Origin of the sequence: Shimia sp. R9_1 (genome assembly GCF_017743775.1) — a bacterium.
In the GTDB taxonomy this organism is placed as follows: domain Bacteria; phylum Pseudomonadota; class Alphaproteobacteria; order Rhodobacterales; family Rhodobacteraceae; genus Shimia.
Genome location: NZ_JAGHRN010000005.1, coordinates 66769 through 90155, shown reverse-complemented (window position 1 = coordinate 90155; position 23387 = coordinate 66769). Strand labels below are relative to the sequence as shown.

Annotated in this window: 24 protein-coding genes; 17 read left to right on the top strand and 7 right to left on the bottom strand. The window is 59.1% G+C overall.

Annotated features, from left to right (window positions below; genetic code table 11):
- Positions 1–53: 53 nt before the first annotated feature.
- A complete protein-coding gene (gene carA / locus J7399_RS15795; RefSeq protein WP_209087455.1) occupies positions 54–1208 on the bottom strand; it encodes a glutamine-hydrolyzing carbamoyl-phosphate synthase small subunit in 1155 nt (384 codons plus the stop codon).
- A gap of 183 nt (positions 1209–1391) precedes the next feature.
- Here carA and J7399_RS15790 point away from each other — a divergent pair, with 183 nt between their 5' ends.
- Complete coding sequence (locus J7399_RS15790; RefSeq protein WP_209087453.1) at positions 1392–1859, top strand: GatB/YqeY domain-containing protein; 468 nt, start codon at positions 1392–1394, stop codon at positions 1857–1859.
- A 33-nt stretch (positions 1860–1892) separates the two neighbouring features.
- Here the strand turns inward: J7399_RS15790 and J7399_RS15785 are convergent, their stop codons facing one another.
- The 3 genes from J7399_RS15785 to J7399_RS15775 form a co-directional block, all read right to left on the bottom strand.
- Complete coding sequence (locus J7399_RS15785; RefSeq protein WP_209087993.1) at positions 1893–2687, bottom strand: phytanoyl-CoA dioxygenase family protein; 795 nt, start codon at positions 2685–2687, stop codon at positions 1893–1895.
- A gap of 64 nt (positions 2688–2751) precedes the next feature.
- Entirely contained in the window at positions 2752–3579 is an 828-nt protein-coding gene (locus J7399_RS15780; protein ID WP_209065828.1) for an IclR family transcriptional regulator, read from the bottom strand.
- A gap of 40 nt (positions 3580–3619) precedes the next feature.
- Positions 3620–5275: a long-chain-fatty-acid--CoA ligase gene (locus J7399_RS15775; RefSeq protein WP_209087451.1), complete on the bottom strand. Its 1656-nt coding sequence runs from the start codon at positions 5273–5275 to the stop codon at positions 3620–3622.
- A 183-nt stretch (positions 5276–5458) separates the two neighbouring features.
- Between J7399_RS15775 and J7399_RS15770 the strand changes: the two genes are divergently transcribed.
- From J7399_RS15770 to J7399_RS15755, 4 genes are read left to right on the top strand one after another with little or no spacing between them, the layout of a single operon-like run.
- Positions 5459–6214, top strand: a complete 756-nt coding sequence (locus J7399_RS15770) for an SDR family oxidoreductase (RefSeq protein ID WP_209087449.1) — start codon at positions 5459–5461, stop codon at positions 6212–6214.
- 48 nt (positions 6215–6262) lie between these two features.
- Positions 6263–8347 carry a 3-hydroxyacyl-CoA dehydrogenase NAD-binding domain-containing protein gene (locus tag J7399_RS15765; protein WP_209087447.1) on the top strand — a complete coding sequence of 695 codons (2085 nt, stop codon included), beginning with the start codon at positions 6263–6265 and terminating at the stop codon, positions 8345–8347.
- Between the two features lie 4 nt (positions 8348–8351).
- A complete protein-coding gene (locus J7399_RS15760; protein ID WP_209087445.1) occupies positions 8352–9539 on the top strand; it encodes an acyl-CoA dehydrogenase family protein in 1188 nt (395 codons plus the stop codon).
- Between the two features lie 3 nt (positions 9540–9542).
- Positions 9543–10613 carry an acyl-CoA dehydrogenase family protein gene (locus J7399_RS15755; protein WP_209087443.1) on the top strand — a complete coding sequence of 357 codons (1071 nt, stop codon included), beginning with the start codon at positions 9543–9545 and terminating at the stop codon, positions 10611–10613.
- Between the two features lie 60 nt (positions 10614–10673).
- Here the strand turns inward: J7399_RS15755 and J7399_RS15750 are convergent, their stop codons facing one another.
- Positions 10674–11129 carry a YHS domain-containing (seleno)protein gene (locus J7399_RS15750; protein WP_209087441.1) on the bottom strand — a complete coding sequence of 152 codons (456 nt, stop codon included), beginning with the start codon at positions 11127–11129 and terminating at the stop codon, positions 10674–10676.
- A 263-nt stretch (positions 11130–11392) separates the two neighbouring features.
- Between J7399_RS15750 and J7399_RS15745 the strand changes: the two genes are divergently transcribed.
- Positions 11393–12157 (top strand): transporter substrate-binding domain-containing protein, encoded by a 765-nt coding sequence (locus J7399_RS15745; RefSeq protein WP_209087439.1) that lies wholly within the window; start codon positions 11393–11395, stop codon positions 12155–12157.
- Between the two features lie 69 nt (positions 12158–12226).
- Here J7399_RS15745 and J7399_RS15740 read toward each other — a convergent pair whose 3' ends face one another.
- Both J7399_RS15740 and J7399_RS15735 read right to left on the bottom strand, forming a co-directional pair.
- Positions 12227–13429: an acetyl-CoA C-acyltransferase gene (locus tag J7399_RS15740; protein WP_209087437.1), complete on the bottom strand. Its 1203-nt coding sequence runs from the start codon at positions 13427–13429 to the stop codon at positions 12227–12229.
- Positions 13430–13513: 84 nt separating this feature from the next.
- Positions 13514–13996, bottom strand: coding sequence for a MaoC family dehydratase (locus J7399_RS15735; RefSeq protein WP_209065837.1), 483 nt, complete (start codon positions 13994–13996; stop codon positions 13514–13516).
- Between the two features lie 272 nt (positions 13997–14268).
- On the opposite strand from J7399_RS15735, the gene J7399_RS15730 reads away from it, so the two are divergent.
- The 11 genes from J7399_RS15730 (at position 14269) to J7399_RS15685 (ending at position 23145) form a co-directional block, all read left to right on the top strand.
- Positions 14269–14793, top strand: coding sequence for a carbon monoxide dehydrogenase subunit G (locus tag J7399_RS15730; protein ID WP_209087435.1), 525 nt, complete (start codon positions 14269–14271; stop codon positions 14791–14793).
- Between the two features lie 138 nt (positions 14794–14931).
- Positions 14932–15855, top strand: a complete 924-nt coding sequence (locus tag J7399_RS15725) for an ABC transporter ATP-binding protein (protein ID WP_348539475.1) — start codon at positions 14932–14934, stop codon at positions 15853–15855.
- A complete protein-coding gene (locus J7399_RS15720; RefSeq protein WP_209065839.1) occupies positions 15852–16613 on the top strand; it encodes an ABC transporter permease in 762 nt (253 codons plus the stop codon). Before J7399_RS15725 ends, J7399_RS15720 begins: the two co-directional genes overlap by 4 nt.
- 102 nt (positions 16614–16715) lie before the next feature.
- On the top strand, positions 16716–17513 hold the full coding sequence (locus J7399_RS15715; RefSeq protein ID WP_209065840.1) for a S49 family peptidase: 798 nt from the start codon (positions 16716–16718) through the stop codon (positions 17511–17513).
- Between the two features lies 1 nt (position 17514).
- Positions 17515–17697, top strand: coding sequence for a hypothetical protein (locus J7399_RS21000; protein ID WP_247738937.1), 183 nt, complete (start codon positions 17515–17517; stop codon positions 17695–17697).
- Positions 17698–17700: 3 nt separating this feature from the next.
- Positions 17701–18654, top strand: a complete 954-nt coding sequence (locus J7399_RS15710) for a calcium/sodium antiporter (protein WP_209087433.1) — start codon at positions 17701–17703, stop codon at positions 18652–18654.
- A gap of 14 nt (positions 18655–18668) precedes the next feature.
- Positions 18669–19445: an SDR family oxidoreductase gene (locus J7399_RS15705; protein WP_247742930.1), complete on the top strand. Its 777-nt coding sequence runs from the start codon at positions 18669–18671 to the stop codon at positions 19443–19445.
- Positions 19446–19802: 357 nt separating this feature from the next.
- Positions 19803–21677 carry an excinuclease ABC subunit UvrC gene (gene uvrC, locus J7399_RS15700; RefSeq protein ID WP_209087429.1) on the top strand — a complete coding sequence of 625 codons (1875 nt, stop codon included), beginning with the start codon at positions 19803–19805 and terminating at the stop codon, positions 21675–21677.
- Between the two features lie 101 nt (positions 21678–21778).
- Positions 21779–22438, top strand: a complete 660-nt coding sequence (pgsA, locus tag J7399_RS15695; protein WP_209087427.1) for a CDP-diacylglycerol--glycerol-3-phosphate 3-phosphatidyltransferase — start codon at positions 21779–21781, stop codon at positions 22436–22438.
- A 5-nt stretch (positions 22439–22443) separates the two neighbouring features.
- Positions 22444–22689 carry a molybdopterin converting factor subunit 1 gene (moaD, locus tag J7399_RS15690; RefSeq protein WP_209065845.1) on the top strand — a complete coding sequence of 82 codons (246 nt, stop codon included), beginning with the start codon at positions 22444–22446 and terminating at the stop codon, positions 22687–22689.
- A gap of 12 nt (positions 22690–22701) precedes the next feature.
- Positions 22702–23145 carry a molybdenum cofactor biosynthesis protein MoaE gene (locus tag J7399_RS15685; protein ID WP_209065846.1) on the top strand — a complete coding sequence of 148 codons (444 nt, stop codon included), beginning with the start codon at positions 22702–22704 and terminating at the stop codon, positions 23143–23145.
- The last annotated feature ends 242 nt before the right edge of the window (positions 23146–23387 follow it).

Sequence of the window (23387 nt, the reverse complement as noted above, 5' to 3'; positions counted from 1 at the left end):
CGACCTGCGGTGCAGATCGGGTTTGAATGTTTTTAAGAGCTTTGGGGGCGAGGTCAGGCGCGGGCCGCCATGGCTGCTGCAAAGTTCTCAAACAGATAGAAGCTGTCCTGCGGGCCGGGGCTGGCTTCTGGGTGGTGCTGCACCGAGAAGACTGGGCGGTCGGCCAAGCGGATGCCACAGTTTGAGCCGTCAAACAGCGACACGTGAGATTCCACCACACCTTCGGGCAGGGTTTGGCCATCGACAGCAAAGCCGTGGTTCATGGAGGTGATTTCCACCTTACCGGTGTAGTGATCCTTCACCGGGTGGTTCGCGCCGTGGTGGCCGTGGTTCATTTTCACGGTCTTGGCGCCAAGCGCGAGGGCGAGCATCTGGTGGCCGAGGCAGATGCCGAATACCGGGATGTCTGCTTTCAGAACGTCCTGGATCATCGGGACCGCATATTCCCCCGTGGCGGCCGGGTCACCGGGGCCGTTGGACAGGAACACACCGTCCGGGCCATGGGCGAGCACCTCTTCGGCGGTCGCGGTGGCTGGCAGTACGGTCACGTCACAGCCCACAGAGGCGAGGCAGCGCAGGATGTTGCGTTTGGCGCCAAAGTCCACGGCAACCACTTTGTGCTTGGGCGCGGTTTGGGTCGGGTACCCGTCTGGCCATGCCCACCGCATCTCGTCCCAGCGGTAGCTTTGTGCGCAGGTCACTTCTTTGGCCAGATCAAGACCTTCAAGACCAGAGAAAGCACGTGCCTTGGCGATCAGCGCTTCGGTGTCAAAGTTGCCATCCGGGTCATGGGCGAGTGCCACGTGTGGCGCGCCTTGTTGACGGATTGCGCGGGTCAGGCGGCGGGTGTCGATGCCGCCAATCGCGATACGGCCGCGTGCGGCGAGCCAGTCGGAGAGGGTTTCAACAGAGCGCCAGTTGGAAGGCGCGGTCGGGTCCCATTTCACGACCATGCCTTCGGCCACCGGATCCCCGGTTTCATCATCTTCCGGGTTCACGCCGGTGTTGCCGATGTGGGGGAAGGTGAAGGTGACAACCTGGCCTGCATAAGACGGGTCGGTCATGATTTCCTGATAGCCGGTCATCGCGGTGTTAAAGCAGAGCTCCGCGACAGTTTCGCCGGTGGCCCCAAAGCCACGTCCGTAAAACAGAGTGCCATCAGCAAGCGCGAGGCAGGCGGTCGGGTGATCGGGGGTCGATGCGGTCATGGGCGAGTCTCCGGCTGGCAAATTGGCCGATGCATATGTCGCCGCAGGGCGGGCGTCAAGCAATTCTGTGGCGAAGCGAAGCCCTTGTTTTAAGGGGTTTGGACAAAAAATTCCCGCTGTTGCGAGTCAGTTTACGTTTCTGTAAGGTCGCAGGCTTGTGTTTGACAGCAATTGGCAAGATGAATGGCACTCAGAGACGACATCAATAGCGCATTGAAACAAGCGATGCGTGACCGAGCCGCTGACCGGCTTTCGACATTGCGCCTGATCATGGCAGCGATCAAAGATCGTGACATTGCAGCGCGGGGCGAAGGTGACGACAGCGCCGGTGTGGGCGACGGGGAAATCCTGTCGATCCTGGCCAAAATGGTCAAACAGCGTCAGGAAAGCGCGCGCACCTATGAAGAAGGCGGGCGTCTGGATCTGGCAGAGCGGGAACTGGGCGAAATCCCGGTGATCGAAGAGTTCCTTCCCAAACAGCTCAGCGATGACGAGATCACCGCGGCGATCACGGCGGCAGTGTCCGAAGTGGGCGCTGAGTCGATCCGTGACATGGGCAAAGTCATGGGCGCCTTGAAGGCCAAATACACCGGCCAGATGGATTTTGGCAAAGTGGGCCCAAGAGTGAAGGACCAGCTGAGCAACAGCTGATCCCTGTAATGTGTTTCGCTAAGTTAGATTGGCTTAGCTGCGAGGCCAGAGCATCGGGAACCAGTCTTCCCGGAGTTTCTGGCCTTCTTGCATCTCGTGACCCGGAAACGGCGGTGAGGTACGGCCCGGACGCTCGACATAGCGCGCATCATCCCCCAGCAGACGGAGCGAAAAAGCGCGGCGGCGGGAGGTGGCGGTGTTGCCACGCGCGCCATGCAGGATGTGGTAGTTAAACGCCACCGCATCGCCCGGCTCCATTTCCCATTCCAGCACGCGCATGCCTTCGGCATCCGGATCGGGGATCGGCATATAGTCGTCCTCATTGGGGAAGAAGCTTTCCTCAGAGACCCAGCGAGTGGGCAGGACCGGCTTTTCCCATTTGTGGCTGCCCGCCACCATGCGCAGGGTGGCGTCTTTCACCGGATCCAGCGGCGACCAGAAGCTGATGGTCTGGCTGCCCTCGACGAAATAGTAAGGCCCGTCGGTGTGCCATGGGGTGGCCATTGAGGTGCCGGGTTCTTTCACAAGCACGTGGTCGTGAAACATCTGCACGGTCTGTGATTGCATCAGCTGTGCAGCGATCTCGGCGGCTTGGGAGGTTTCGATGACCTCCTGAAATTCCGGAATGCGCTGCCAGTTGCAGTAGTCATCAAAGAAACGACCGGTTTCTCCGGCTTTCTCGTTGTTGGATGCAAAGGGGCCGGGGGCGTTCATATTGCGGGCCACGCCAGCGCGCAGTGTCTCTACATGATCGGCAAACAGCCCTCTGATCAGCACGACTCCGTCGGTCTGAAAAGTGTCGATGTCGGTTTGGGTGATCTGCGCCATAGGGGCCTCCTGGTAGTCTTGCGCCCGCACGGTGGTGCAGGCGCTCAGAAGGGTCAAGCGGATTTCAGATCTGTGTGGCGTGCAGGCGCAGAGACTGCGCAATTTCCATCAGGCGCGGGGCCAGATCTTTCTCCATCCGCTCTCTTGTCAGGAAGGGCGCGGGGCCACCCAAGTTGAGGGCAAGATCCGGAGAGGCATCGCTTTGCACCGGGAAGGGCACGGCGATGGAATGCACGCCTTCGTGCCAGTCGCCATAGTTTCCGTAAAACCCTTTCTCGGCAATCTGGCGCTCGGCGTCTTTGATGCCCTCGAGGATTGAGGGCCAGCGTTCGGGGCCATGGTGGATGGCCAGTGTTTCCAGGATTTCGGCGCGTTCTTCGGGCTGGCATCCCGCAATATAGGCGCGGCCCATGGCGGAGCGGGCAAGAGAGATGCGCGAGCCGACACCGAGTTGCAGGGACATCATCCCTTTTTCCGCGCGCGCGCAGGCCAGATAGGTCACCGTGTGCTCGTCGCGCGCACCCAGCGCCACCTGCACCCCGTCCCCGGCGTAGTCGGCGAGCCGCTGCATGTGTTCCTTCGCGGCATCGCGGATAGGCATGCTGCCAAGGCAGGCAAATCCGAGGCTGAGCGCAGGCACCCCGATACGGTAGCGCCCGGTTTGCTCATCATAAAGCAGATAGCCGGTTTGCAGCAGCGTGTAGGTCAGGCGGGAGACTGTGGAGTTGGGCAGGCCGGTGCGCTCGGCCAACTCTCGGTTGGACAGCCCCATGCGGTCGCGCGGGCGGAAGCAACGCAGAACCTCCAACCCTCTGGAGAGGGCGGTGACAAACTGGCGGTCGGCCTCGGGCGCTTGGCTGGTGTCGCTGGTCGCTAAGGAACGTTTTCTCATGCAAAGGGGCCTATTTCCGCATTGTGGAATTTTCTATGCGTCATGTTAGGTCTTTCCACAAGACCTTGCCTGCGCCTGATTTGGGCAAAGCGTCCACAAATTCCACGATTGAGGGGCATTTGTAGGCGCTCATTTGGGTTTTGCACCATGCGATCACGCTTTCCTCGGTCAGCGTGCCGTGGGCTTCTGGATGAGCGACCACCACGGCCTTCACGCATTCGCCGCGCCGCTCGTCTTTGGCGCCGATCACGCAGGCCTCGGCGATATCCGGGTGGTGCAGCATCAGCATTTCAATCTCGGCGGGCCAGACTTTGAAGCCGGCGGCGTTGACCATGCGTTTGACCCGGTCGACCATAAAAAAGTAGCCCTCGGCGTCGCGGTACCCAATGTCGCCTGAGCGGAAGAAAGGCACGCCGTCAATCTCGACAAAGGCCTCTTCGGTTTCGTCAGGGCGTTGCCAATAGCCGATGAAGTTTTGCGGGGCATGCATGACAATCTCGCCAACCTCGCCATGGGGCAGTTCAGCGTCGCCGCCAATCTCCAGCACGCGGCTGTCGACCTCAAAAATCGGCTGTCCCAGACATTGACGCTTGGGGGCGTCAATCGGGTTCACATGGGTAGCGGCCATGGTTTCAGACAGGCCATAGCCTTCGACATAATCCAGCCCTGTCATGTCATAGAGCTTTTTGGCGATGGCTTCGGGCATGGCCGCGCCGCCGCCGCCGATCATCTCAAGGCTTGAGAGGTCATAGCTGTCAAATTTCGGGTCGTTCACCAGATCAATGGCCATGGTGGAGATCGACCGCCAGCGGGTGATGCGATAGCGCTCAATCAGCCCCGCAGCCAGCGCAGAGGACCAGCGTGGCAGGATGACATTGCGCCCGCCTGTAAGGATCGGCCCGTGCATGCCGTTCATCATGCCGGTGACATGAAAGAAGGGCAGGGCACCCAGATGGACGGTGTTTTCATGGATCGGGTTCCAGATCACGCCTGCGACCAGAGAAGCCATGACGGTGCGGTGCGTGTGCACACAGCCTTTGGGCTGGCCTGTGGTGCCGGAGCTGTAGGGCACGACGGCAAGATCATCACTGGTGGTGTCACGCGGACGTGGCGAGAGCCCTTGGTCCAGTGCCTTTTGAAAACCGACAATCCCCAGCGCTTCGGCCTCGCTCTCTGACATAGCGGCAGCGAGGTTTTGCGGCACAAGATCAAAGCGCTCTTGCCCCATATCAGTCATACGTGCGCCAATCAGCGTGGTCAGCGCACCCCGCTTGAGAGCAGGGAGGATGTGATCTGACAGCTCAAGGGCGCAGACGGCGACTTTGGCACCGGTGTCACTGACGAGGTAGTCGATCTCGGCCTGTTTGTTCATCGGGTTCACAGGCACCACCGCGCCGCCTGCGCGCAGGATGCCGTAAAAGGCAATGATGTATTGCGGGCAGTTCTGCGTAAAAAGCAGCACCCTGTCGCCCTTTTGCAGCCCTGCTTCATGTTGCAGATACCCTGCGAAAGCCGTTACGCGCGCTGCGATGTCGGCGTAGGTGTAATCCGCGCCATTGTAGGTCACCGCAATACGGTTCCCCCATTTCTCAACGCTGGCCTCAAGGTTTGCATCCAAAGGATGGTCCGGGCGATCAAACGTCCAGCGTTTTCCGGCTGGCCAAAAGTCAGGAATGCGGGCGTTGGGATGTGGCATTGGAGTGTCCGGTCAGCTGGTGTTGGGCGTTATTGGTGCGGGTTAGCCTAGCGGCAACTTGGTCTGCGTCATGAGGATTTTGCCCAAAGTCACGTCGCGTCGCAAATCGCGCGCTTTGAGCGAAACCGATTTTCAGGAGTGGCTGCGCGGCCCTAGACTGTTGCCAACGAGGAGGAGGCCGCGATGTTTGATTTGACGGGGAAAGTGGCGCTGATCACCGGCTCAAGCCGGGGCATCGGCCGCGCGATTGCCGAGATGTTTGCCAAAGCCGGCGCGCGTGTTGTGGTCTCAAGTCGCACGGCGGAAGCTTGCGAAGAGGTGGCGGAGGCCATCCGCGCGCAGGGCGGCGAAGCGCTTGTTGTGCCGTGCAACGTTAGCCACCGCGAAGAGGTTGAGGCGCTGGTTGCGAAGACCTACGAGGTCTGGGGGCAGATTGATGTCTTGGTGGCCAATGCGGCCATCAACCCGGTCTATGGGCCGATGAGCGCGTTGGATGATGCGGCGTTTCATAAGATCATGACGGCAAATGTGCTGTCGCCTCTGCAGCTTTGCAATCTGGTGCTGCCGGATATGGCCAAACGCGGCGGCGGCAATGTGATCATCCTGAGCTCGATTGCGGGTATTCGCGGCAACCCTGTGATTGGCGCCTATGGCGTCTCCAAGGCCGCAGACGCCGCGCTTGCGCGCAATCTGGCGGTTGAGTGGGGGCCGAAAGGCATCCGTGTGAACGCCATCGCGCCTGGGCTTGTGAAAACCGATTTTGCCCGCGCGCTTTGGGAAAACCCGGAAGTGCTTGCCAAGGTCGAAGGACAAAACCCGCTGCGCCGGATTGGCCAGCCGGAAGATATTGCCGGGACGGCGCTGTTTCTGGCGACAGACGCCAGCGCATACATCACCGGACAGACGATTGTTGCCGATGGCGGTGAAACCATTTGCTGAGATGTGCCGCCCCGCGTGGGCGGCGTTGAAGATTGAGGGAGGCTCCTGATGAGCGATAAAAAAGTCAGCGTAGAATTTGTGGATGATGTGGCTTTGATTTGCATCGACAACCCGCCGGTGAATGCCAGCGGGGTTGCGGTGCGCCAAGGTCTTGTGGATGCACTGGAAGAGATCCGCGCGGCGGGAACTGCCAAGGCGATTGGGCTTTACTGCGCCGGGCGCACTTTTGTAGCGGGGGCCGACATCACCGAGTTTGGCAAGCCGCCGATGGCACCGGGCTTGCCAGAGGTTTGCGATATTCTGGAAGCCAACGAGACACCTATTGTGGCGGCCATTCACGGCACCGCGCTGGGCGGGGGGCTTGAGACCGCGATGGGCTGTCACGCACGGGTGGCCGTGTCAAGCGCGAAAGTGGGCCTGCCGGAGGTGCTGCTTGGCCTTCTGCCTGGCGCGGGCGGCACACAGCGTGCGCCCCGTCTGGCGGGCATCCCCAATGCGCTTGATCTGATCCTCTCTGGCCGTCATGTGCCCGCAGCGGAAGCCCATAAGATGGGGTTGATTGACCGCATTGATGACGGTGAGCCGCGGGACGTGGCACTCGCCGCAGCGCGCGATGTGGTGAGCGGTGCCTTGGCGACGCGGCGGACTTGTGATCTGACCACAACGCCGGATGAGGCTGCGATTGAAGCCACTGCGGCGATGGTTGCAAAGAAACATCCGCAATTGATGTCCCCGCAGAAATGTGTGGAAGCAGTGGCTGCCTCGACGGGTGATTTCAAGGAAGGTCTGGCGCTCGAGCGTGCGGCCTTCATGACCTGTTTGGCCTCGCCGCAATCCAAAGGGCTGATCCACGCCTTCTTTGGCGAACGCGCGGTGGCGAATATCCCTGAAAAGAAAGCGCAGGCACGCGATGTGGCCTCACTCGGCGTGATCGGTGGCGGCACGATGGGCTCGGGCATTTCCACATCTGCATTGATGGCGGGGCTGCCGGTGACCTTGGTCGAGGTCACGCAAGAAGCGCTCAACAAGGGCGTGGCAACCATCACAGGTAATCTCGATGGTGCTGTGAAACGTGGCAAGATGAGTGCCGAGAAACGCGATGCCGCGCTGGCGATGCTGACAGCCTCAACCGCGCTTGAGAGCCTTGGCGATGTGGATCTGGTGATTGAGGCCGTGTTTGAAAACATGGACGTCAAGAAAGAGATCTTTGGCAAGCTCGATGGCATCTGCAAAGAGGGGGCGATCCTGGCCTCCAACACCTCCTATCTCGATATCAATGAGATTGCGGCGCAGACCAGCCGCCCAAGCGACGTGCTGGGGCTGCATTTCTTCTCGCCTGCGCACATCATGAAGCTGCTTGAGGTGGTGGTTGGCGAAAACACCGCTCCAGAGGTGGTCGCGACAGGGTTCGCGTTGGCCAAGAAGATGCGCAAAGTGGGCGTGCGCGCAGGTGTTTGTGACGGTTTCATTGGCAACCGGATTTTGGGGCATTACCTGAAAGCGGCGAGCTATCTGGTCTTGGATGGCGCGCATCCCGATCAGGTGGACAAAGCACTGGAAGGTTTTGGTTTTGCCATGGGACCGCATCGCGTGGGCGATCTTGCGGGGCTGGATATCGGTTATATGACCCGCAAGCGCCTGGCGGCGACGCGGCCTGCTGAGGAGCGCTACGGCGGGGCCATTGCGGACCGGTTGAGCGAAAATGGCTGGAACGGGCGCAAGACCGGCAAGGGCTATTTTGTCTATGAGGGGCGTGAGACGCTGGAGAATCCGGATCTCAACGGCATCATTGAGGAAGAGCGGACCAAGGCCGGGATCACGCCGCGCAGCTTTGGCGATGACGAGATCGTGGAGCGCTATATGACCGCGATGATCTCCGAAGCGGTGCGGGTGATCGAAGACGGGATCGCGCTGCGGCCTGTGGATGTCGATGTGGTGTTCCTGATGGGCTACGGCTTCCCACGGTTCCGCGGCGGGCCGCTGCATTATGCGGACACCATTGGTGCGGCTGAGCTGGTGAAACGCATTGAAACCTATGCCGCCGAGGATGCGTACTACTGGCAGGTGCCGGCGCTGCTGAAGAAGATGGCAGATGACGGCTCCACATTTGCTGATCTGAACAAAGGGAAGTGACGCCATGGATCTGAGTTTTTCCAAAGACGACCTCGCGTTTCGCGATGAGGTGCGCAGCTTTCTGGCCGACAACCTGCCGAAAGAGATTTCGGATGCGGTGCGCGCAGGCGGTGAGCTGACCAAAACGATGATGGAGGAATGGCACGCCATTTTGAACGCGCGCGGCTGGCTGGCGACGATCTGGCCCAAGGAGTTTGGCGGCCCCGGTTGGAGCCCGGTGCAGAAACATATCTTTGATGAGGAATGCTGTCGCGCCTATGCCCCGCGCATTGTGCCCTTCGGGCTGAATATGCTGGGGCCGGTGCTGCAGAAGTTTGGCTCCAAAGAACAGCAGGACCACTACCTGCCGCGCATTCTGGATGGCACCGATTGGTGGTGTCAGGGCTACTCGGAACCGGGGGCGGGTTCCGACCTTGCGAGCCTCAAGACCCGCGCGGAGCGGGACGGGGGCGAGTGGGTCATCAACGGGCAGAAAACCTGGACCACTCTGGGCCAGCACGCCGACTGGATCTTCTGCCTGTGCCGGACTGATCCGGATGCAAAACAGCAGCAAGGCATCAGCTTTATCCTTGTGGATATGGCCACGCCGGGCATCGAGGTGCGCCCGATCAAGCTGATCGAAGGCGGTTATGAGGTGAATGAGGTGTTCTTCACCGACGTGCGGGTGCCGATTGGCAACCTTGTGGGGGAAGAAAACAAAGGCTGGACCATTGCGAAATTCCTGCTGACCCATGAGCGCACGGGGATTGCCGGCGTTGGTTCCTCGATGCAGGCTCTGGAAGAGGTGAAATCCATCGCGCGCAAGACCATGCGCGGAGGGCGTCCGTTGATCGAAGATCCGCTGTTTGCGGCCCGGATTGCGCAGGCGGAGATTGATCTTGAGGCGATGAAAATCACCAATCTGCGGATGTTGTTCAAAGCTCAGGAACAAGGCGCGCCGGGGCCAGAAACCTCTTTGCTCAAAATCAAAGGTACGGTGATCAATCAGGAGCTCAAAGACCTCGCGCGCCGCGCGCTTGGCCCTGCGGCCGCGCCATTCCCCGGTCATGTGACCGAAGGCAACCTGATGTTTGGCCCCGCAGATACCGAACACAACGCGGCACGGTATTTCAACAACCGCAAAACCTCGATCTTTGGTGGATCCAATGAGATCCAGCGCAATATCGTCACCAAAACCATGCTGGAGCTCTGAGAGATGGACTTTAATCTGACCGAAGATCGCCAGATGCTGGCCGATACGCTGGGCCGTTTTCTGGCGGATCAATACCCTGTCGAGCACCGCATTAAGGTGGCTTATGAAGCGCCTTATCATGATCCCGCCCTTTGGGAGCAGATGGTGGAGCTGGGTGCGCTCTATGCGCTGGCACCTGAAAGCGCGGGAGGCATGGGCGGCACCGGCTTTGATATCTCCGTGGTGTTTGAGGCGCTTGGCAAGGCGCTCTGTCCGGAGCCGCTGCTCGGGGCTTTGATGGCCTCTCGTCTGCTGGCCGCAGCGGGGGCGGATCAGGAGGCTTTGCTGACTGGCGCCACCACATATGCGGTGGGCATCACGGAAATCGACGCACCTTATGAGCTTGACCAGATTGCCACGCAGGCCAAAGAAGCGGGTTCTGGGTTTACGCTCTCAGGTCGCAAATCCACGGTTTACGGCGGGCAGGTGGCGGATGTGATCCTCGTGGCCGCGCGCCACGGTGCAGGTCTCGGCGTGTTTGCCGTGCAGGCCGAGGACGCCAACGTCACCGGCTATGGCATGATGGACGGCGGCGGCGCTGCCGAGGTGCTGTTGGATGACGCGCCTGCGACACTGATATTGGCGGATGCCGAGGCGGCGCTCAAAGACGCGATCAACGCGGGCATTGTGGCGCTTTGTGCCGAAGCTGTGGGCGCGATGGATGTGGCCCATGCCGCCACCGTGGACTACTTCAAACAGCGCAAGCAGTTTGGTGTGCCGATCGGTAAGTTTCAGGTGCTGCAGCACCGCGCTGTGGACATGCTGACGGAAATCGAACAGGCCCGTTCGATCACCATCAAGGCAGCGGCGGAACTGGGCGGCGATGAGGCCTCAAAATATGCCTCGATGGCCAAGAACATGATTGGCCGTGCGGCGCGTCTGGTGGCGGAAGAGAGCATACAGATGCATGGCGGCATCGCGATGACCTGGGAATATGCCGTGAGCCACTATGCCAAGCGCCTGACCATGCTGGATGCCCAGCTTGGGGATACGGATTACCACCTGAGCCAAGTGATGAAAGGCTACGCTGCCTAAGACGCTTTGAGATTGGGGAGAGGGCGCATCTTACCGCAGATGCGCCCTCTTGCTTTTGGGTTAGCCCAGAATGCCGGGCCAGTTGGCCAAACCAGCCTTGATGTTGCCCGGAATGTCCTGACGCCAGAGTTCCATCGCGCGCATGTTGGCGTTGAGGTAGAGTTTGCCTTCGTAGATGGTCCAGGCCTCCGGAATGGTTGGGGCGAGGTAGCCCTTGGATGCGGCAAACGCGCAGTAGCCGCCAAAGACCGGGGCATAGGCCTCAGGATTGGCCTCGAATTTGGCCGCGTTCTGAGCAGTGGAAAAATGCCAGGTTGCGCCATTCCAATCAACGCGGTTGGCAGCGTCCCCTTTCACCGGCTTCTGCTTGGTGAAATAGGCAACCGGATCAATGCCATTGATGGCGAGCGGGTTTTGGAACACCAAGGGCTTGGCGGCTAGGGCGGCATTGGGAACAAGTGCAAGAGCCAGAGGTGTGGCGGCGAAAAGGCCAAGAGCGGCGCGGCGTGTCAGCATGATATGTCTCCTTTGATGATTTCTAGATATCCAGAGAAATCCGCAGCAGAAGACCTCGTCACTCCACTGTTATTAGATGAAACAAATCGGGCGCTGCTGTCGCGCCGGTTGAAGGATCGGATTTGAGCGCAATTTGTCCAACAATGCATGGATATTTTGCGAATTTTGCCCTCCAAACTCTGCCGCTTGAGAACCTTTCATTTACATGTCTGCTGCAGCGTCGCGGGGTGACCACTTGAGACCTTACCTTGGAGATTTTTGCAATGTTGAACCGAGTTCTGTGCGCCGCCGCTTTTGCCTGCGCGTCCCTCGCCACTGCCACTTCCGCTGAAACCATTCGCCTTGTTCAGGACGAAGCCTATGCGCCTTACATGGGCGTTGAAAATGGCGCGCCAACCGGGATCTGGGTGGACGTCATCACCGAAGCGCTGAGCCGCATTGAAGGCCAGTATGATGTCGAGATCGACGCTGTGCCATGGTCTCGCGCCGTGAATCTGGTGGAAAGCGGCCAAGCGCACGGTCTGATCGGGACATATGTGCGCCGTGAATCCCGCCCTTGGATCGGCACCTATTCCACCGCGCCTATCACCGAGAAAGTGTCCGTCTATTGCCGCAATGGCGTGGCCGATGCTGGCTGGAGCTATCCAGAAGATTTCTCGGGCCTGACCTTCGGAAACAATGCGGGGTTTGGCACGCCTGGCGACGCGTTCTTTGACATGGTGGCGGGTGGTTTGATCTCGCTGCAAGAGGCGCAGACCACCGAGCAGAACCTGATGAAGCTCGACCGTGGCCGGATCGATTGCTACGTGCAGGAGCAGCTTGCGGCAGAGATGGTGATCAACGACAAAGGCCTGAAGAACGTAGAGCGCGTGCTGGACACTTCCGCTGAGACCGCACACGTCGGCTTCCGCGGCGACTGGCAGGGCGCTGAGGCCACTGCATTCATGGATGCCTTTGATGCTGCGGTGCAATCCATGCTGGACGATGGCACCATCGATGCGATGGTCGCAGAGACAGTTGGCAGCTGATTGCTCATCTGAGTTTTAAGACGCGGCGCTTTGTGATGAAGCGCCGCGTTTTTCTTTGGTGATGGGGGCTTACAGCACCTCAAACAGGCCCGCCGCGCCCATGCCGCCGCCCACACACATGGTGCAGACCACATATTTTGCACCGCGACGTTTGCCTTCGATCAACGCGTGCCCCACCATACGTGCACCAGACATGCCGTAGGGGTGACCAATGGAAATGGCGCCGCCGTTCACGTTCAGAATGTCGTTGGGGATGCCGAGCACGCGTGCGGAATGCAGGACCTGACAGGCGAAGGCTTCGTTGAGTTCCCAAAGTCCGATGTCATCTATGGTCAAGCCATGCGCTTTCAACAGTTTTGGCACCGCATAGATTGGCCCAATGCCCATTTCGTCGGGCTCAAGCCCCGCAGCCATCACGCCCACATAGCGCCCGAGCGGCTCAAGCCCCTGCTTTTCCGCCAGCTTCGCTTCCATGATGACCGAGGCCGAAGCGCCATCTGACAGTTGGGAGGCGTTGCCTGCGGTGATAAATTGACCTTCTGCCACTTGCTGGCCGTCTTTGAACACCGGGTTCAAGCCCTGCAGGTTCTCAAGCGTCGTGCCGGGGCGGTTGCCTTCATCCTTCTCAAGGGTCACTTCGCGGAAAGAGATCTCCTTGGTCTCTTTGTCCATCACACCCATTGTGGAGGTCAGGGGCACAATTTCATCGTCAAACTTTCCGGCGTCCTGTGCTGCGGCGGTGCGCTGCTGGGATTGCAGCGCATAGGCGTCCTGATCTTCGCGTGTGACGCCATAGCGATCAGCGACAATCTCTGCGGTTTCCAGCATGCTCATATACAGCGCCGGTTTGTGCTCTTTGATCCAGGGATCTGCCAGCCGGTCACGGCGCATTTTTTCGTTTTGCACCAGCGAAATGCTTTCCACCCCGCCGCCGATGGCCACCTCCATGCCGTCATGGATGACCTGTTTTGCCGCCGTGGCGATGGCCATCATGCCAGAGGCGCATTGCCGATCCAGAGACATGCCGGCGACGTTCACGGGCAGGCCGGCACGCACCACGGCTTGACGGCCGATATTGGAGCCGGTTGAGCCTTGCTGCAGGGCTGCGCCGATGATGCAATCTTCGACTTCATCGCCTTCAAGTCCCGCGCGGGAGACCGCATGGGAGACCGCGTGGCCGATCAGCTCCTGAGCCTGCGTGTTGTTGAAAGCGCCGCGGTAGGCTTTGCCAATTGGCGTGCGGGCGGTGGAGACAATGAGTGCGTCGCGCATGAAAGAATTCCTGAAACTGAGGGGCGAGGGCGCGTCTGTGGCGCAGCTGTTTCGCGTTTGTTGTGCGTCGGAGCGGTGCCGTTCTTACCCGGCTTTCTTGAAGCTGGTGGCGTCTTTCTCAAAGCGCAGGTTTTTCCATTGTGCCACAAGTGCGGGCTTGTCCTCGCCCTTGATTTCGACGGTCACATTCCACTGGGTTTCAATCACACCGGGCTGAGGCTCGGCGTATTTGGCGAGCGTGAAGCGGCCTCGAATGTCCGCACCTGCCTTGACCGGCGCCACAAAACGCACGCGGTCAAAGCCGTAATTGATGCCGGTGCTTTCTGCTTCGGTGCGTGGCACCGCATCCGCGATCATTTGGGATAGCAGGGACAGGGTCAGGAACCCATGCGCCACGGTGCCGCCGTAAGGCGTGTCCCGCGCAGCATCCGGATCGGTGTGAATATATTGCTCATCCCCTGTGGCTTTGGCGAAGGCATCAATCATCGCCTGATCGATGTGGATCCATTTGGACAGACCGTATTCGCAGCCGACGCCATCTTCGAGTTTTAGAATGCGAGAAATCATGTGACGGGCCTCCGAGCCAAAAGTTCTGTGTTGGCGCTTAAATTTTGCAATGCAGAATTTTATTTTGCTTGTGAACAGAAAACGGGATTCGCCCCTGTCTGTCAATATGCAGAAAGAAATTCCACAATGCGGAATAATGGTGCTATGCGGCGGTCAGAGGCATGTCGGATTTGAGCCGTATTTACGACCTTCGTGCGCTTGCGGCGCAGAGAGCCTGAGCCTAGGTTGGCCGAAAGTTGGGCCAGTTGGCCGAGGCAAAGGGGAGCGCTGCCATGCATATGAGTGACCAGAGAGAGATTGCCGCACCGGTGGCCGAAGTATGGGCTGCGCTTTTGAGTGCGGATACGCTTCTGGCCTGTGTGCCGGGTGCCAAAGAAGTGACCGGAAACGCGGAAGAGGGCTTTGAGGCCACCGTGGTTCAGAAGGTGGGTCCGGTGAAAGCGACCTTCAAAGGCAAGGTGGAGCTGTCCAATCTGGTGGAAGGGCAAAGCTTGACCTTGACCGGCGAGGGCAAGGGGGGCGCTGCGGGCTTTGCCAAAGGCGGCGCGGATGTGACACTGGCGGAAAGCGAGACTGGCACGCTTCTGACCTATGAGGTTGAAGCGAAGGTTGGCGGGAAGCTCGCACAGCTTGGCAGCCGTCTCATTGACGGTTTTGCCAAGAAGATGGCCGACCAGTTTTTCACAAACTTCCAGAGCGCGTTGGAAGGTCCGGCAGAGGCAGAAGAAGACAGTGCTGATGCTGCTGAGGAGACCGGTGAAAAGAAAGGTCTGTTCAAGCGACTGACCGGCGGCTAAGCGCGCGCCTTATTGATTTCAACCGCATCGGTGCAGAAAGTCTGTGCGCCGATGCACATCACAGTCTCGTGAAATTGCACTTGGCCTGACGGCACCGCCTGTTAGGTTGTGGCCTTCAATGTAGAGGGGGCCGCGATTGTGATTGTAGAGATTGAAGACCTGCGCAAAACCTATGCTGGCGGCTTTGAGGCCCTCAAGGGCATCACTCTCAGCATAGAGCGCGGAGAGATCCTTGCGCTTCTGGGACCAAACGGGGCGGGCAAGACCACTCTGATTTCCACGATTTGCGGGATCACCATGCCGGGGGCGGGGCATGTCCGAGTTGGCGGGCATGATGTGGTGACCAACTACCGTCAGGCGCGCGCGATGATTGGACTGGTGCCCCAGGAGATCAATCTGGAACCTTTCAACAAAGTGATCGATACGGTGACCTATACACGCGGCCTGTTTGGCAAGCCGCGTGACCCTGCCAAAATCGAAGCGATCCTGAAGCAGCTCTCGCTGTGGGACAAGCGCAACTCCCGCGTGATGGAGCTGTCCGGCGGCATGAAGCGGCGGGTGCTGATCGCAAAGGCGCTGAGCCATGAGCCGGATGTGCTGTTTCTGGATGAGCCAACGGCGGGCGTGGATGTGGAGCTGCGCAAAGACATGTGGGACATCGTGGCTGGCCTGAAGGCGCAGGGTGTCACCATCATCCTGACGACGCATTACATCGAAGAGGCCGAGGCGATTGCTGACCGTGTGGGGGTGATCAACGGCGGCGAACTGCTGTTGGTTGAAGAGAAGGACGCGCTGATGGCGCGGTTGGGGCAGAAGACCTTGCAGATCGACTTGCAGGAGGCGGTTGCTGCAGTGCCGGAGGCGCTGACAAGCTATCAGCTGGAGCTGGTCGAAGGTGGCGCGGCGCTGCGCTACACCTATGACACGCGCGGGGAGAGCACGGGGATCACACGGCTTTTGAGCGATTTGTCCGCTGCCGGGTTGTCCTTACGGGATCTGCAGACCCAGCAGTCCAGTCTTGAGGATATTTTTGTGGGTCTGGTGTCGGAGGGCGCAGCATGAATTGGGCAGCAGTCTGGGCGATGTACTACGCGGAAATGACACGGTTTTTCCGCACGATTGCACAAAGCTTCATTTCGCCTGTGATTTCCACGTCGCTTTATTTTGTGGTGTTTGGCGCAGCCATTGGCAGCCGGATTGATCAGGTGGAAGGTGTGAGCTACGGCGCGTTTATTGTGCCGGGGCTGATTATGCTGTCGGTGATGACGCAATCCCTCTCCAACGCCTCCTTCGGCATCTATTTCCCGAAATTCATTGGCACTATCTACGAGTTGCTGAGCGCGCCGGTGAATTTTCTGGAGATCGTTCTTGGCTACGTCGGTGCAGCGGCCACCAAAGCGCTCTTCATCGGTGTGGTGATCCTCGCCACAGCCATGCTGTTTGTCGATGTGCCGATCCAGCACCCCGGCGCGATGATCCTGTTCCTAGTGCTGACATGCCTGAGCTTCTCGCTGTTTGGCTTTATCATCGGCATCTGGGCCGGAAACTTTGAGCAGTTGCAATTGATCCCGCTGCTGGTGGTGACGCCATTGGTGTTCCTTGGCGGATCTTTCTACTCGATTTCGATGCTGCCCCCGATCTGGCAGAAGATCACGCTGTTCAATCCGGTGGTCTATCTGATCTCGGGCTTCCGCTGGTCGTTCTTTGGCACCGCAGATGTGCCGATCGGCCTGAGCCTGTTGGCGATTGGCGGGTTTACGGCGGTCTGTCTGGCCGCGATCTGGTGGATCTTCAAAACCGGCTGGCGCATTCGCAATTGACGCCACGGCGCTGTGCAGGCGGGTAAGTTTTTTGGCATCAAACAGCGCTTTCCTTGGGGGCTTGCCTTGTGAAAGGCAGATGCGCGTTCTACATCCGATCAGATGAAACGCTTGAACCCTTTTGCCAAAAAACCGCCTGTGGTCGCCGTGATCCGTCTGCAAGGCGCCATCGCTGCGGGTACGCGCGGGCAACTGAATGATGCCACGCTGGCGCCAGTGATCGAGAAAGCCTTTAGCAAAGGCAAGCCAGCGGCTGTGGCGCTTGAGATCAACTCGCCCGGTGGCAGCCCGGTGCAAAGCGCGTTGATTGGCAGCCGCATTCGCCGCCTGGCGGAGGAAAAGGGCATCCCCGTGATCGCCTTTGTCGAGGATGTTGCCGCCTCCGGTGGCTATTGGCTCGCGGCCGCAGCGGATGAAATCTACGCGGATGACAGCTCCGTGGTGGGCTCAATCGGGGTGATTTCCGCAGGATTTGGCGCGAGTGTGTTCCTGTCCCGCCAGGGCTTTGAACGTCGTGTGCATACGGCGGGCAAAAGCAAGTCGATGATGGATCCGTTTCGCCCGGAGAAGCCCGAAGATGTGGCGCGGCTGAAGCAAATGCTCGAGCAGATCCACGAGAACTTCATTGAGCATGTAAAAACGCGGCGTGGCAGCAAGCTGGCGGATGAGCCGGAGCTCTACACCGGAGAGATCTGGATTGGCCGCAAAGCCAAAGAGGTTGGCCTGATTGATGAGATCGGTCATCTGGTGCCGGTGCTGAAGGCGCGATTTGGCGAGAAGGTGAAATTCCGCCGCTACGGCGTGAAGCGTTCAGTTCTACAGCGCTTCGGCGCGACGCTGGCGCAGGATGCGCTGGCCGGGATCGAAGAACGCGCGGAATTCGCGCGCTTCGGATTATAGAATGCTGGTAAAGATCGTTTCCTTTTTCCTGATCGGCATGGCGGTTCTGGCCATGTTTGGCAAGCTGCGCTTGCCGGGGCAGAAGCTCTTGGGAAAGAAGCGGTTGCAGTCAAAAAAATGCCCCAAGTGCGGGCGCTTCCAAATTGGCAAAGGGCCGTGCCCCTGCCGAAAGAACATGGGGTAACACATGGAATGGCTGCTGGTTGGGCTTGGGCTCGTGATCCTGCTTTTGGCAGGCGATGCGCTGGTACGTGGCGCGGTGAATGTGTCCTTGCGGATCGGGATCCCGGCGCTGATCGTTTCGCTGACGATTGTGGCGTTTGGCACCTCTGCCCCTGAGCTTCTGATCTCAATTGAAGCAGCGTTGAAAAACGCACCGGGCATCGCATTGGGCAATGTGGTTGGCTCCAATATCGCCAACGTGCTGCTGGTGCTGGGCATCCCGGCGCTGCTCGCGCCGATCCAAACCAGCCATTGCAACTCGCGGCGCAACTATGTGCTGATGATTGCCGCCACAGTCCTGTTCATCGGCGTGGCGAGCGCGGGCTTCTTCACATTCACCAGCGGTCTGATCCTGCTCGCTGGCCTGACCATCGCTTTGGGCAGTGCGTTTTATCAGGCGCGCTGTCACCGCAAGGCCGAGGCGGCCTGCGCAATGGAAGACGAAGAAGAGGTCGAAGGCGCAGACCCGGATATGCCGTGGTGGCGCATTTTTGTGTTCCTGATCCTTGGCCTGATCGGCTTGCCGCTTGGCGCGGATCTGATGGTGGATAACGCCGAAGTCATCGCCCGCCGCTATGGCGTGAGTGACACGGTGATCGGCCTGACCTTGATCGCGCTCGGCACCTCATTGCCGGAACTTGCGACCACGGTTATGGCCGCGCTGCGCCGTCAGGCGGATGTGGCTCTGGGCAATGTGATCGGCTCAAACCTTTTCAACCTTCTGGCCATCATTGGTGTGACATCGCTCATCCATCCGATTCGTGTGGATCCGGACTTCTTTGAGTTTGATTTCTGGGTGATGCTGGGATCTTCGCTGCTCTTGATACCATTTGTGTTCCTACGACAGGACCTCACACGTATTTGGGGTGTTGTCTTTACCGCGCTCTATCTGATCTACATCGCGGTGACTTTGACTTAAGGCAGGAGAGCACATTGCGGGCATTGGTGACAGGCGCTGGGGCGCGGCTGGGACAAGCCATGGCAGTCTATCTGGCGGAGCGCGGCTATGATTTGGCTGTGCACTATGCCAGCTCTCGTGTCGGCGCGCTGGAGACCGTTGAAGCCATTGTGAAAGCTGGGGGGCGTGGTGTCACGCTGCAGGCCGATCTGCTGGATGAGACCCAAACGCAAGCCCTCTTGCCGCAGGCCTCTGAGGCGCTGGGTGGGCCGATCACTTGTCTGATCAACAATGCCTCGATTTTTGAACAGGACAGCCTGCAGGACGCCACGCGCGAAAGCTGGGACCGCCACATCGAAAGCAACCTGAGGGCGCCATTTGTGCTGTCACAGGCTATGGTGGCTCAAGGCCTCATAGCGACCTCTGATGAGGCAGGGGAGCCGGTCGCGGCTGGTCTGATTGTGAATATGCTCGACCAGCGCGTGCGTAAGCTCACGCCGGAGTTTGCGTCCTACACCATTGCCAAGATGGGGCTGTGGGCGCTGACCCAGACAGCGGCGCAAAGCGCTGCGCCTCATGTGCGGGTGAATGCCATTGGTCCGGGCCCGACATTGCAGGGCAGCCGGCAATCTGAGGCGGACTTTGCCGCGCAACGCGCGAGCACCGTTCTACAACGCGGGGCGGATGCGTCTGACATATGCGCCGCACTGGGGTACCTGTTGGATGCAAAAGCCGTGACCGGGCAGTTGATCTGTGTGGATGGTGGCCAACATCTGGCCTGGCAGACGCCGGATGTTTTTGCCAGCGAATGACGCTTTGGCGCGCAGAGCCGATCATACATTGGGAAAGCACCTTTGAAGACATTCGTAGCTTAGAATGGTTCTGAGCCGCGCGAGTTGTGCACTGTTCACAGAGTTGTCATGTTTTCGTTACTTTTTGTTAATGATTTCAATAATTTGTGCATCGCAAAAAATAAAAACAAGTAAAATCAATTGCTTGCATATGTGCTTAAAAAATAGGCACGGTAACAAGTTGCGTTAAAAATAAGGGATTTCTTTACGGCTGAGAAAGATATCTCCAGAGTTATCCACAGTTTCCGTGGATGTAATTCTTCTTGCCCCGCCGGGCTTAAGATTGCAGGCCGACCAAAAGAATCATATTTGTCGGTCATGACGTCTGACATCGAAATTTCCTCTGCCGGCCCGACCGGTCACGCTTGTATTCAGAGCTATCTCAAAACCTTGGATGGCTCCCCCGGTGTGTACCGGATGCTCGATGCGCAGGCGCGGGTGCTCTATGTCGGAAAGGCGCGGAATTTGCGGGCGCGGGTGTCGAACTATGCGCGGCCCAGTGGGCATTCGGGGCGGATCGCGCGGATGATTTCCGAGACCGCGTCGATGATGTTTCTGACCACAAAGACAGAGACCGAGGCGCTGCTGCTGGAGCAGAACCTGATCAAGCAGCTCAAACCCAAATACAATGTGCTGCTGCGCGATGACAAAAGTTTTCCCAATATTCTGGTCAGTCGCGCCCATGGGTTCCCCCAGATCAAAAAGCACCGGGGTGCCAAGAAAGAGAAGGGCAGCTACTACGGCCCGTTTGCCAGCGCTGGGGCAGTCAATCGGACGTTGAGTCAGTTGCAGAAGGTCTTTCTGTTGCGCAACTGCTCGGATGCGATGTTTGAAAGCCGCTCGCGGCCCTGCTTGCTGTATCAGATCAAGCGCTGCTCTGGGCCGTGCGTGGGGCGGATCAGCGAGGCGGATTATGCGGAGAGCGTGCGGGATGCGGAGCGGTTCCTGTCGGGGCGCTCGACCCAGATCCAAGAGGCGTTGGCAGTGCAGATGCAGGAAGCCTCTGATGCGATGGAGTTTGAAAAGGCCGCTGCGCTGCGGGATCGGATCCGGGCGCTGACGACCGTGCAGTCCGCGCAGGGGATCAACCCGCGCGGGGTGACCGAGGCGGATGTGATTGCCCTGCATCTTGAGAACGGGCAGGCCTGTGTGCAGGTGTTTTTCATTCGTGCACATCAAAATTGGGGCAACCGCGATTTCTATCCGCGGGTAGGCAATGAGATCGATGCGGCCGAAGTGCTGGAAGCCTTTATCGGGCAGTTCTATGACGGCAAGGAACCTCCGCGCCAGTTGATCCTGTCTCATCCGATTGAAAATGAAGAGCTTATGGCGGAGGCCTTGGCTACGAAAGCGGGGCGTAAGGTGGAGATCCTTGTGCCGCAGCGGGGCGAGAAGGCTGAGCTTGTGGCCGGGGCGGCGCGCAATGCCCGCGAAAGCCTTGCGCGCAAGATGAGCGAGACCGCAACGCAGGCCAAGCTGCTGTCGGGCATGGCAGAAGCCTTTGATCTGGACGGGCCGCCGCAGCGTATCGAGGTCTACGATAACAGCCACATCCAAGGCACCAATGCCGTGGGCGGCATGATCGTGGCGGGGCCGGAAGGCTTCATGAAAAACAGCTATCGCAAGTTCAACATCAAAGGGGATGACCTGACGCCGGGTGATGACTTTGGCATGATGAAAGAGGTGCTCACCCGGCGGTTCAAGAGGCTGCTGAAGGAAGACCCAGATCGCGATCAAGGCATGTGGCCTGACTTGCTGTTGATTGACGGCGGTGCCGGGCAGGTGAGTGCGGTGCATGAGATCATGGAAGAATATGGCGTGGAAGACATCCCCATGGTGGGCGTGGCCAAGGGGGTAGACCGGGACCACGGCAAGGAAGAATTCTACCGGATCGGCAAACGCCCGATGGCGCTCAGACGCAATGATCCGGTGCTCTATTTTGTTCAGCGCCTGCGCGATGAGGCGCATAGATTTGCGATCGGCACTCACCGCGCAAAACGTGCCAAAGCCGTGGGCGCGACCCCTCTGGACGATGTGCCCGGCGTCGGCGCGACGCGAAAACGGGCGCTGTTGGCACATTTTGGCAGCGCAAAGGCGGTCTCTCGCGCCAATCTGGCGGATTTGAAAGCCGTTGATGGCGTCTCTGACAAGCTGGCTGAGACAATTTACGACTTTTTTCACGAACGGGGATGAAGCGGCCGCGCGGTGTGTGTTGCGCCGCAAGGCGTGCTCTTGCTGCCGCAGGTGCACGGTGAGGGCTTTTGATTGCGGAGAAAAGTGCTTAGGAAGTGGCTATGACTTGGAACATTCCCAATATTCTCTCCGTTCTCCGCCTGATCGCCGCGCCCATGATTGCGGTGATGTTTCTGTATTTTGAACGGCCCTATGCGGATTGGTTTGCGCTGATGCTGTTTCTGGTGGCTTCGGTCACCGATTGGTTTGACGGCTATCTGGCGCGGCTCTGGAAGCAGGAGACGCGGCTGGGCGCGATGATCGACCCGATTGCGGACAAAGCCATGGTGGTGATTGCGCTGATGGTGATCGTGGGGTATTCCTCCATGTCGCCCTGGCTGGTGCTGCCTGCCACCGTGATCCTGTTCCGCGAAGTCTTTGTGTCTGGCCTGCGTGAGTTCCTTGGCGATGTGGCCGGAACACTGAAGGTGACCAAGCTGGCCAAGTGGAAAACGGCCACGCAAATGGTTGCGATTGCTTTCCTTTTTGGCCAGGGCGTGTTTGAGCATTACCTTGGCATGTCGGCCTGGGGCATGGATCAGGCGATGGTCGATCAGATCATGCTGGGCGAGGTCGAAGACCTGCAGGGGCTGCGCTGGAAACATGCGGGCATGGTCTGGTCCGGCTGGATGGGACTTTGGTTGCTCTGGATTGCGGCGGCGCTGACCGCTATCACTGGGATTGACTACTTCAACAAGGCCAAGCCGCATCTAAAGGATTGATCGCTATGGATGTTCTCTATTTCGCATGGGTGCGTGAACGGATCGGGATCCCCAAGGAAAAGGTGGAGACCACAGCCAAGACCGTGGCGGAGCTGGTTGAAGAACTCAAAGCGCGCGAAGAGCGCTATGCGGTGGCCTTCTCCGATCTGAGCGCCCTGCGGGTGGCTGTGGATCAGGAGCTGACCGACTTTGACGCCTCTATCGAGGGTGTGCGCGAAGTGGCATTTTTTCCACCAATGACAGGCGGTTAAGAGGAGCGGGCCATGCGGGTTGTTGTGCAGGAAGCGCCGTTTGACTTTGGCAAGGAAGCGCAGGATTTTGCCAGCGGCCACAGCAATATGGGCGCCATTGTCACCTTCACCGGTGTGGTGCGCGATGCCGACAAGGGCGGCATGGATCGCATGGTGATCGAACACTATCCCGGCATGACCCAGAAGGCGCTGGAGACCATCGCCGAAGAGGCGGTAAGCCGTTGGAATTTGGGCGATGCTTTGGTGATCCACCGCCATGGCGAGCTGCGTCAGGGCGATATGATCATGATGGTGGCCACAGCGGCGCGCCATCGTGTGGATGCCTTCGAGGCAGCAGAATTCCTGATGGACTACCTGAAGTCCCGCGCGCCGTTCTGGAAGAAAGAATACACCGCAGACGGGGCCGAATGGGTGGCCGCGAAAGATGCGGATGAGGACGCGCTGAGCCGCTGGTGACCTTCACCGAGCACGGCGGATTGTCGGGCCGTTAACCAAAAAATTCTGCCAAAACCGCACGTCGGTATCGCGTCGGTATCCCTACGGTATTGCGTCGGTGCAAAATTCCGTGTCGGCCAAATGCGCAAGTGTGACCCGGCCGTGCTGTGCAACGGGACGCGGGGCAACAGCCTTGAGCGCCACAAGCCGTGTGTTTTCCAAATCGAGAACGAGGCGAACGTTGCTTTCTGGGTTTGGGCTCA

What these genes read in the sequence shown, in the direction of transcription:
- carA (WP_209087455.1), bottom strand. Translation starts at nt 1,208, where the DNA reads ATGACCGCATCGACCCCCGATCACCCGACCGCCTGCCTCGCGCTTGCT.
- J7399_RS15790 (WP_209087453.1), top strand. Translation starts at nt 1,392, where the DNA reads ATGGCACTCAGAGACGACATCAATAGCGCATTGAAACAAGCGATGCGT.
- J7399_RS15785 (WP_209087993.1), bottom strand. Translation starts at nt 2,687, where the DNA reads ATGGCGCAGATCACCCAAACCGACATCGACACTTTTCAGACCGACGGA.
- J7399_RS15780 (WP_209065828.1), bottom strand. Translation starts at nt 3,579, where the DNA reads ATGAGAAAACGTTCCTTAGCGACCAGCGACACCAGCCAAGCGCCCGAG.
- J7399_RS15775 (WP_209087451.1), bottom strand. Translation starts at nt 5,275, where the DNA reads ATGCCACATCCCAACGCCCGCATTCCTGACTTTTGGCCAGCCGGAAAA.
- J7399_RS15770 (WP_209087449.1), top strand. Translation starts at nt 5,459, where the DNA reads ATGTTTGATTTGACGGGGAAAGTGGCGCTGATCACCGGCTCAAGCCGG.
- J7399_RS15765 (WP_209087447.1), top strand. Translation starts at nt 6,263, where the DNA reads ATGAGCGATAAAAAAGTCAGCGTAGAATTTGTGGATGATGTGGCTTTG.
- J7399_RS15760 (WP_209087445.1), top strand. Translation starts at nt 8,352, where the DNA reads ATGGATCTGAGTTTTTCCAAAGACGACCTCGCGTTTCGCGATGAGGTG.
- J7399_RS15755 (WP_209087443.1), top strand. Translation starts at nt 9,543, where the DNA reads ATGGACTTTAATCTGACCGAAGATCGCCAGATGCTGGCCGATACGCTG.
- J7399_RS15750 (WP_209087441.1), bottom strand. Translation starts at nt 11,129, where the DNA reads ATGCTGACACGCCGCGCCGCTCTTGGCCTTTTCGCCGCCACACCTCTG.
- J7399_RS15745 (WP_209087439.1), top strand. Translation starts at nt 11,393, where the DNA reads ATGTTGAACCGAGTTCTGTGCGCCGCCGCTTTTGCCTGCGCGTCCCTC.
- J7399_RS15740 (WP_209087437.1), bottom strand. Translation starts at nt 13,429, where the DNA reads ATGCGCGACGCACTCATTGTCTCCACCGCCCGCACGCCAATTGGCAAA.
- J7399_RS15735 (WP_209065837.1), bottom strand. Translation starts at nt 13,996, where the DNA reads ATGATTTCTCGCATTCTAAAACTCGAAGATGGCGTCGGCTGCGAATAC.
- J7399_RS15730 (WP_209087435.1), top strand. Translation starts at nt 14,269, where the DNA reads ATGCATATGAGTGACCAGAGAGAGATTGCCGCACCGGTGGCCGAAGTA.
- J7399_RS15720 (WP_209065839.1), top strand. Translation starts at nt 15,852, where the DNA reads ATGAATTGGGCAGCAGTCTGGGCGATGTACTACGCGGAAATGACACGG.
- J7399_RS15715 (WP_209065840.1), top strand. Translation starts at nt 16,716, where the DNA reads ATGAAACGCTTGAACCCTTTTGCCAAAAAACCGCCTGTGGTCGCCGTG.
- J7399_RS21000 (WP_247738937.1), top strand. Translation starts at nt 17,515, where the DNA reads ATGCTGGTAAAGATCGTTTCCTTTTTCCTGATCGGCATGGCGGTTCTG.
- J7399_RS15710 (WP_209087433.1), top strand. Translation starts at nt 17,701, where the DNA reads ATGGAATGGCTGCTGGTTGGGCTTGGGCTCGTGATCCTGCTTTTGGCA.
- uvrC (WP_209087429.1), top strand. Translation starts at nt 19,803, where the DNA reads ATGACGTCTGACATCGAAATTTCCTCTGCCGGCCCGACCGGTCACGCT.
- pgsA (WP_209087427.1), top strand. Translation starts at nt 21,779, where the DNA reads ATGACTTGGAACATTCCCAATATTCTCTCCGTTCTCCGCCTGATCGCC.
- moaD (WP_209065845.1), top strand. Translation starts at nt 22,444, where the DNA reads ATGGATGTTCTCTATTTCGCATGGGTGCGTGAACGGATCGGGATCCCC.
- J7399_RS15685 (WP_209065846.1), top strand. Translation starts at nt 22,702, where the DNA reads ATGCGGGTTGTTGTGCAGGAAGCGCCGTTTGACTTTGGCAAGGAAGCG.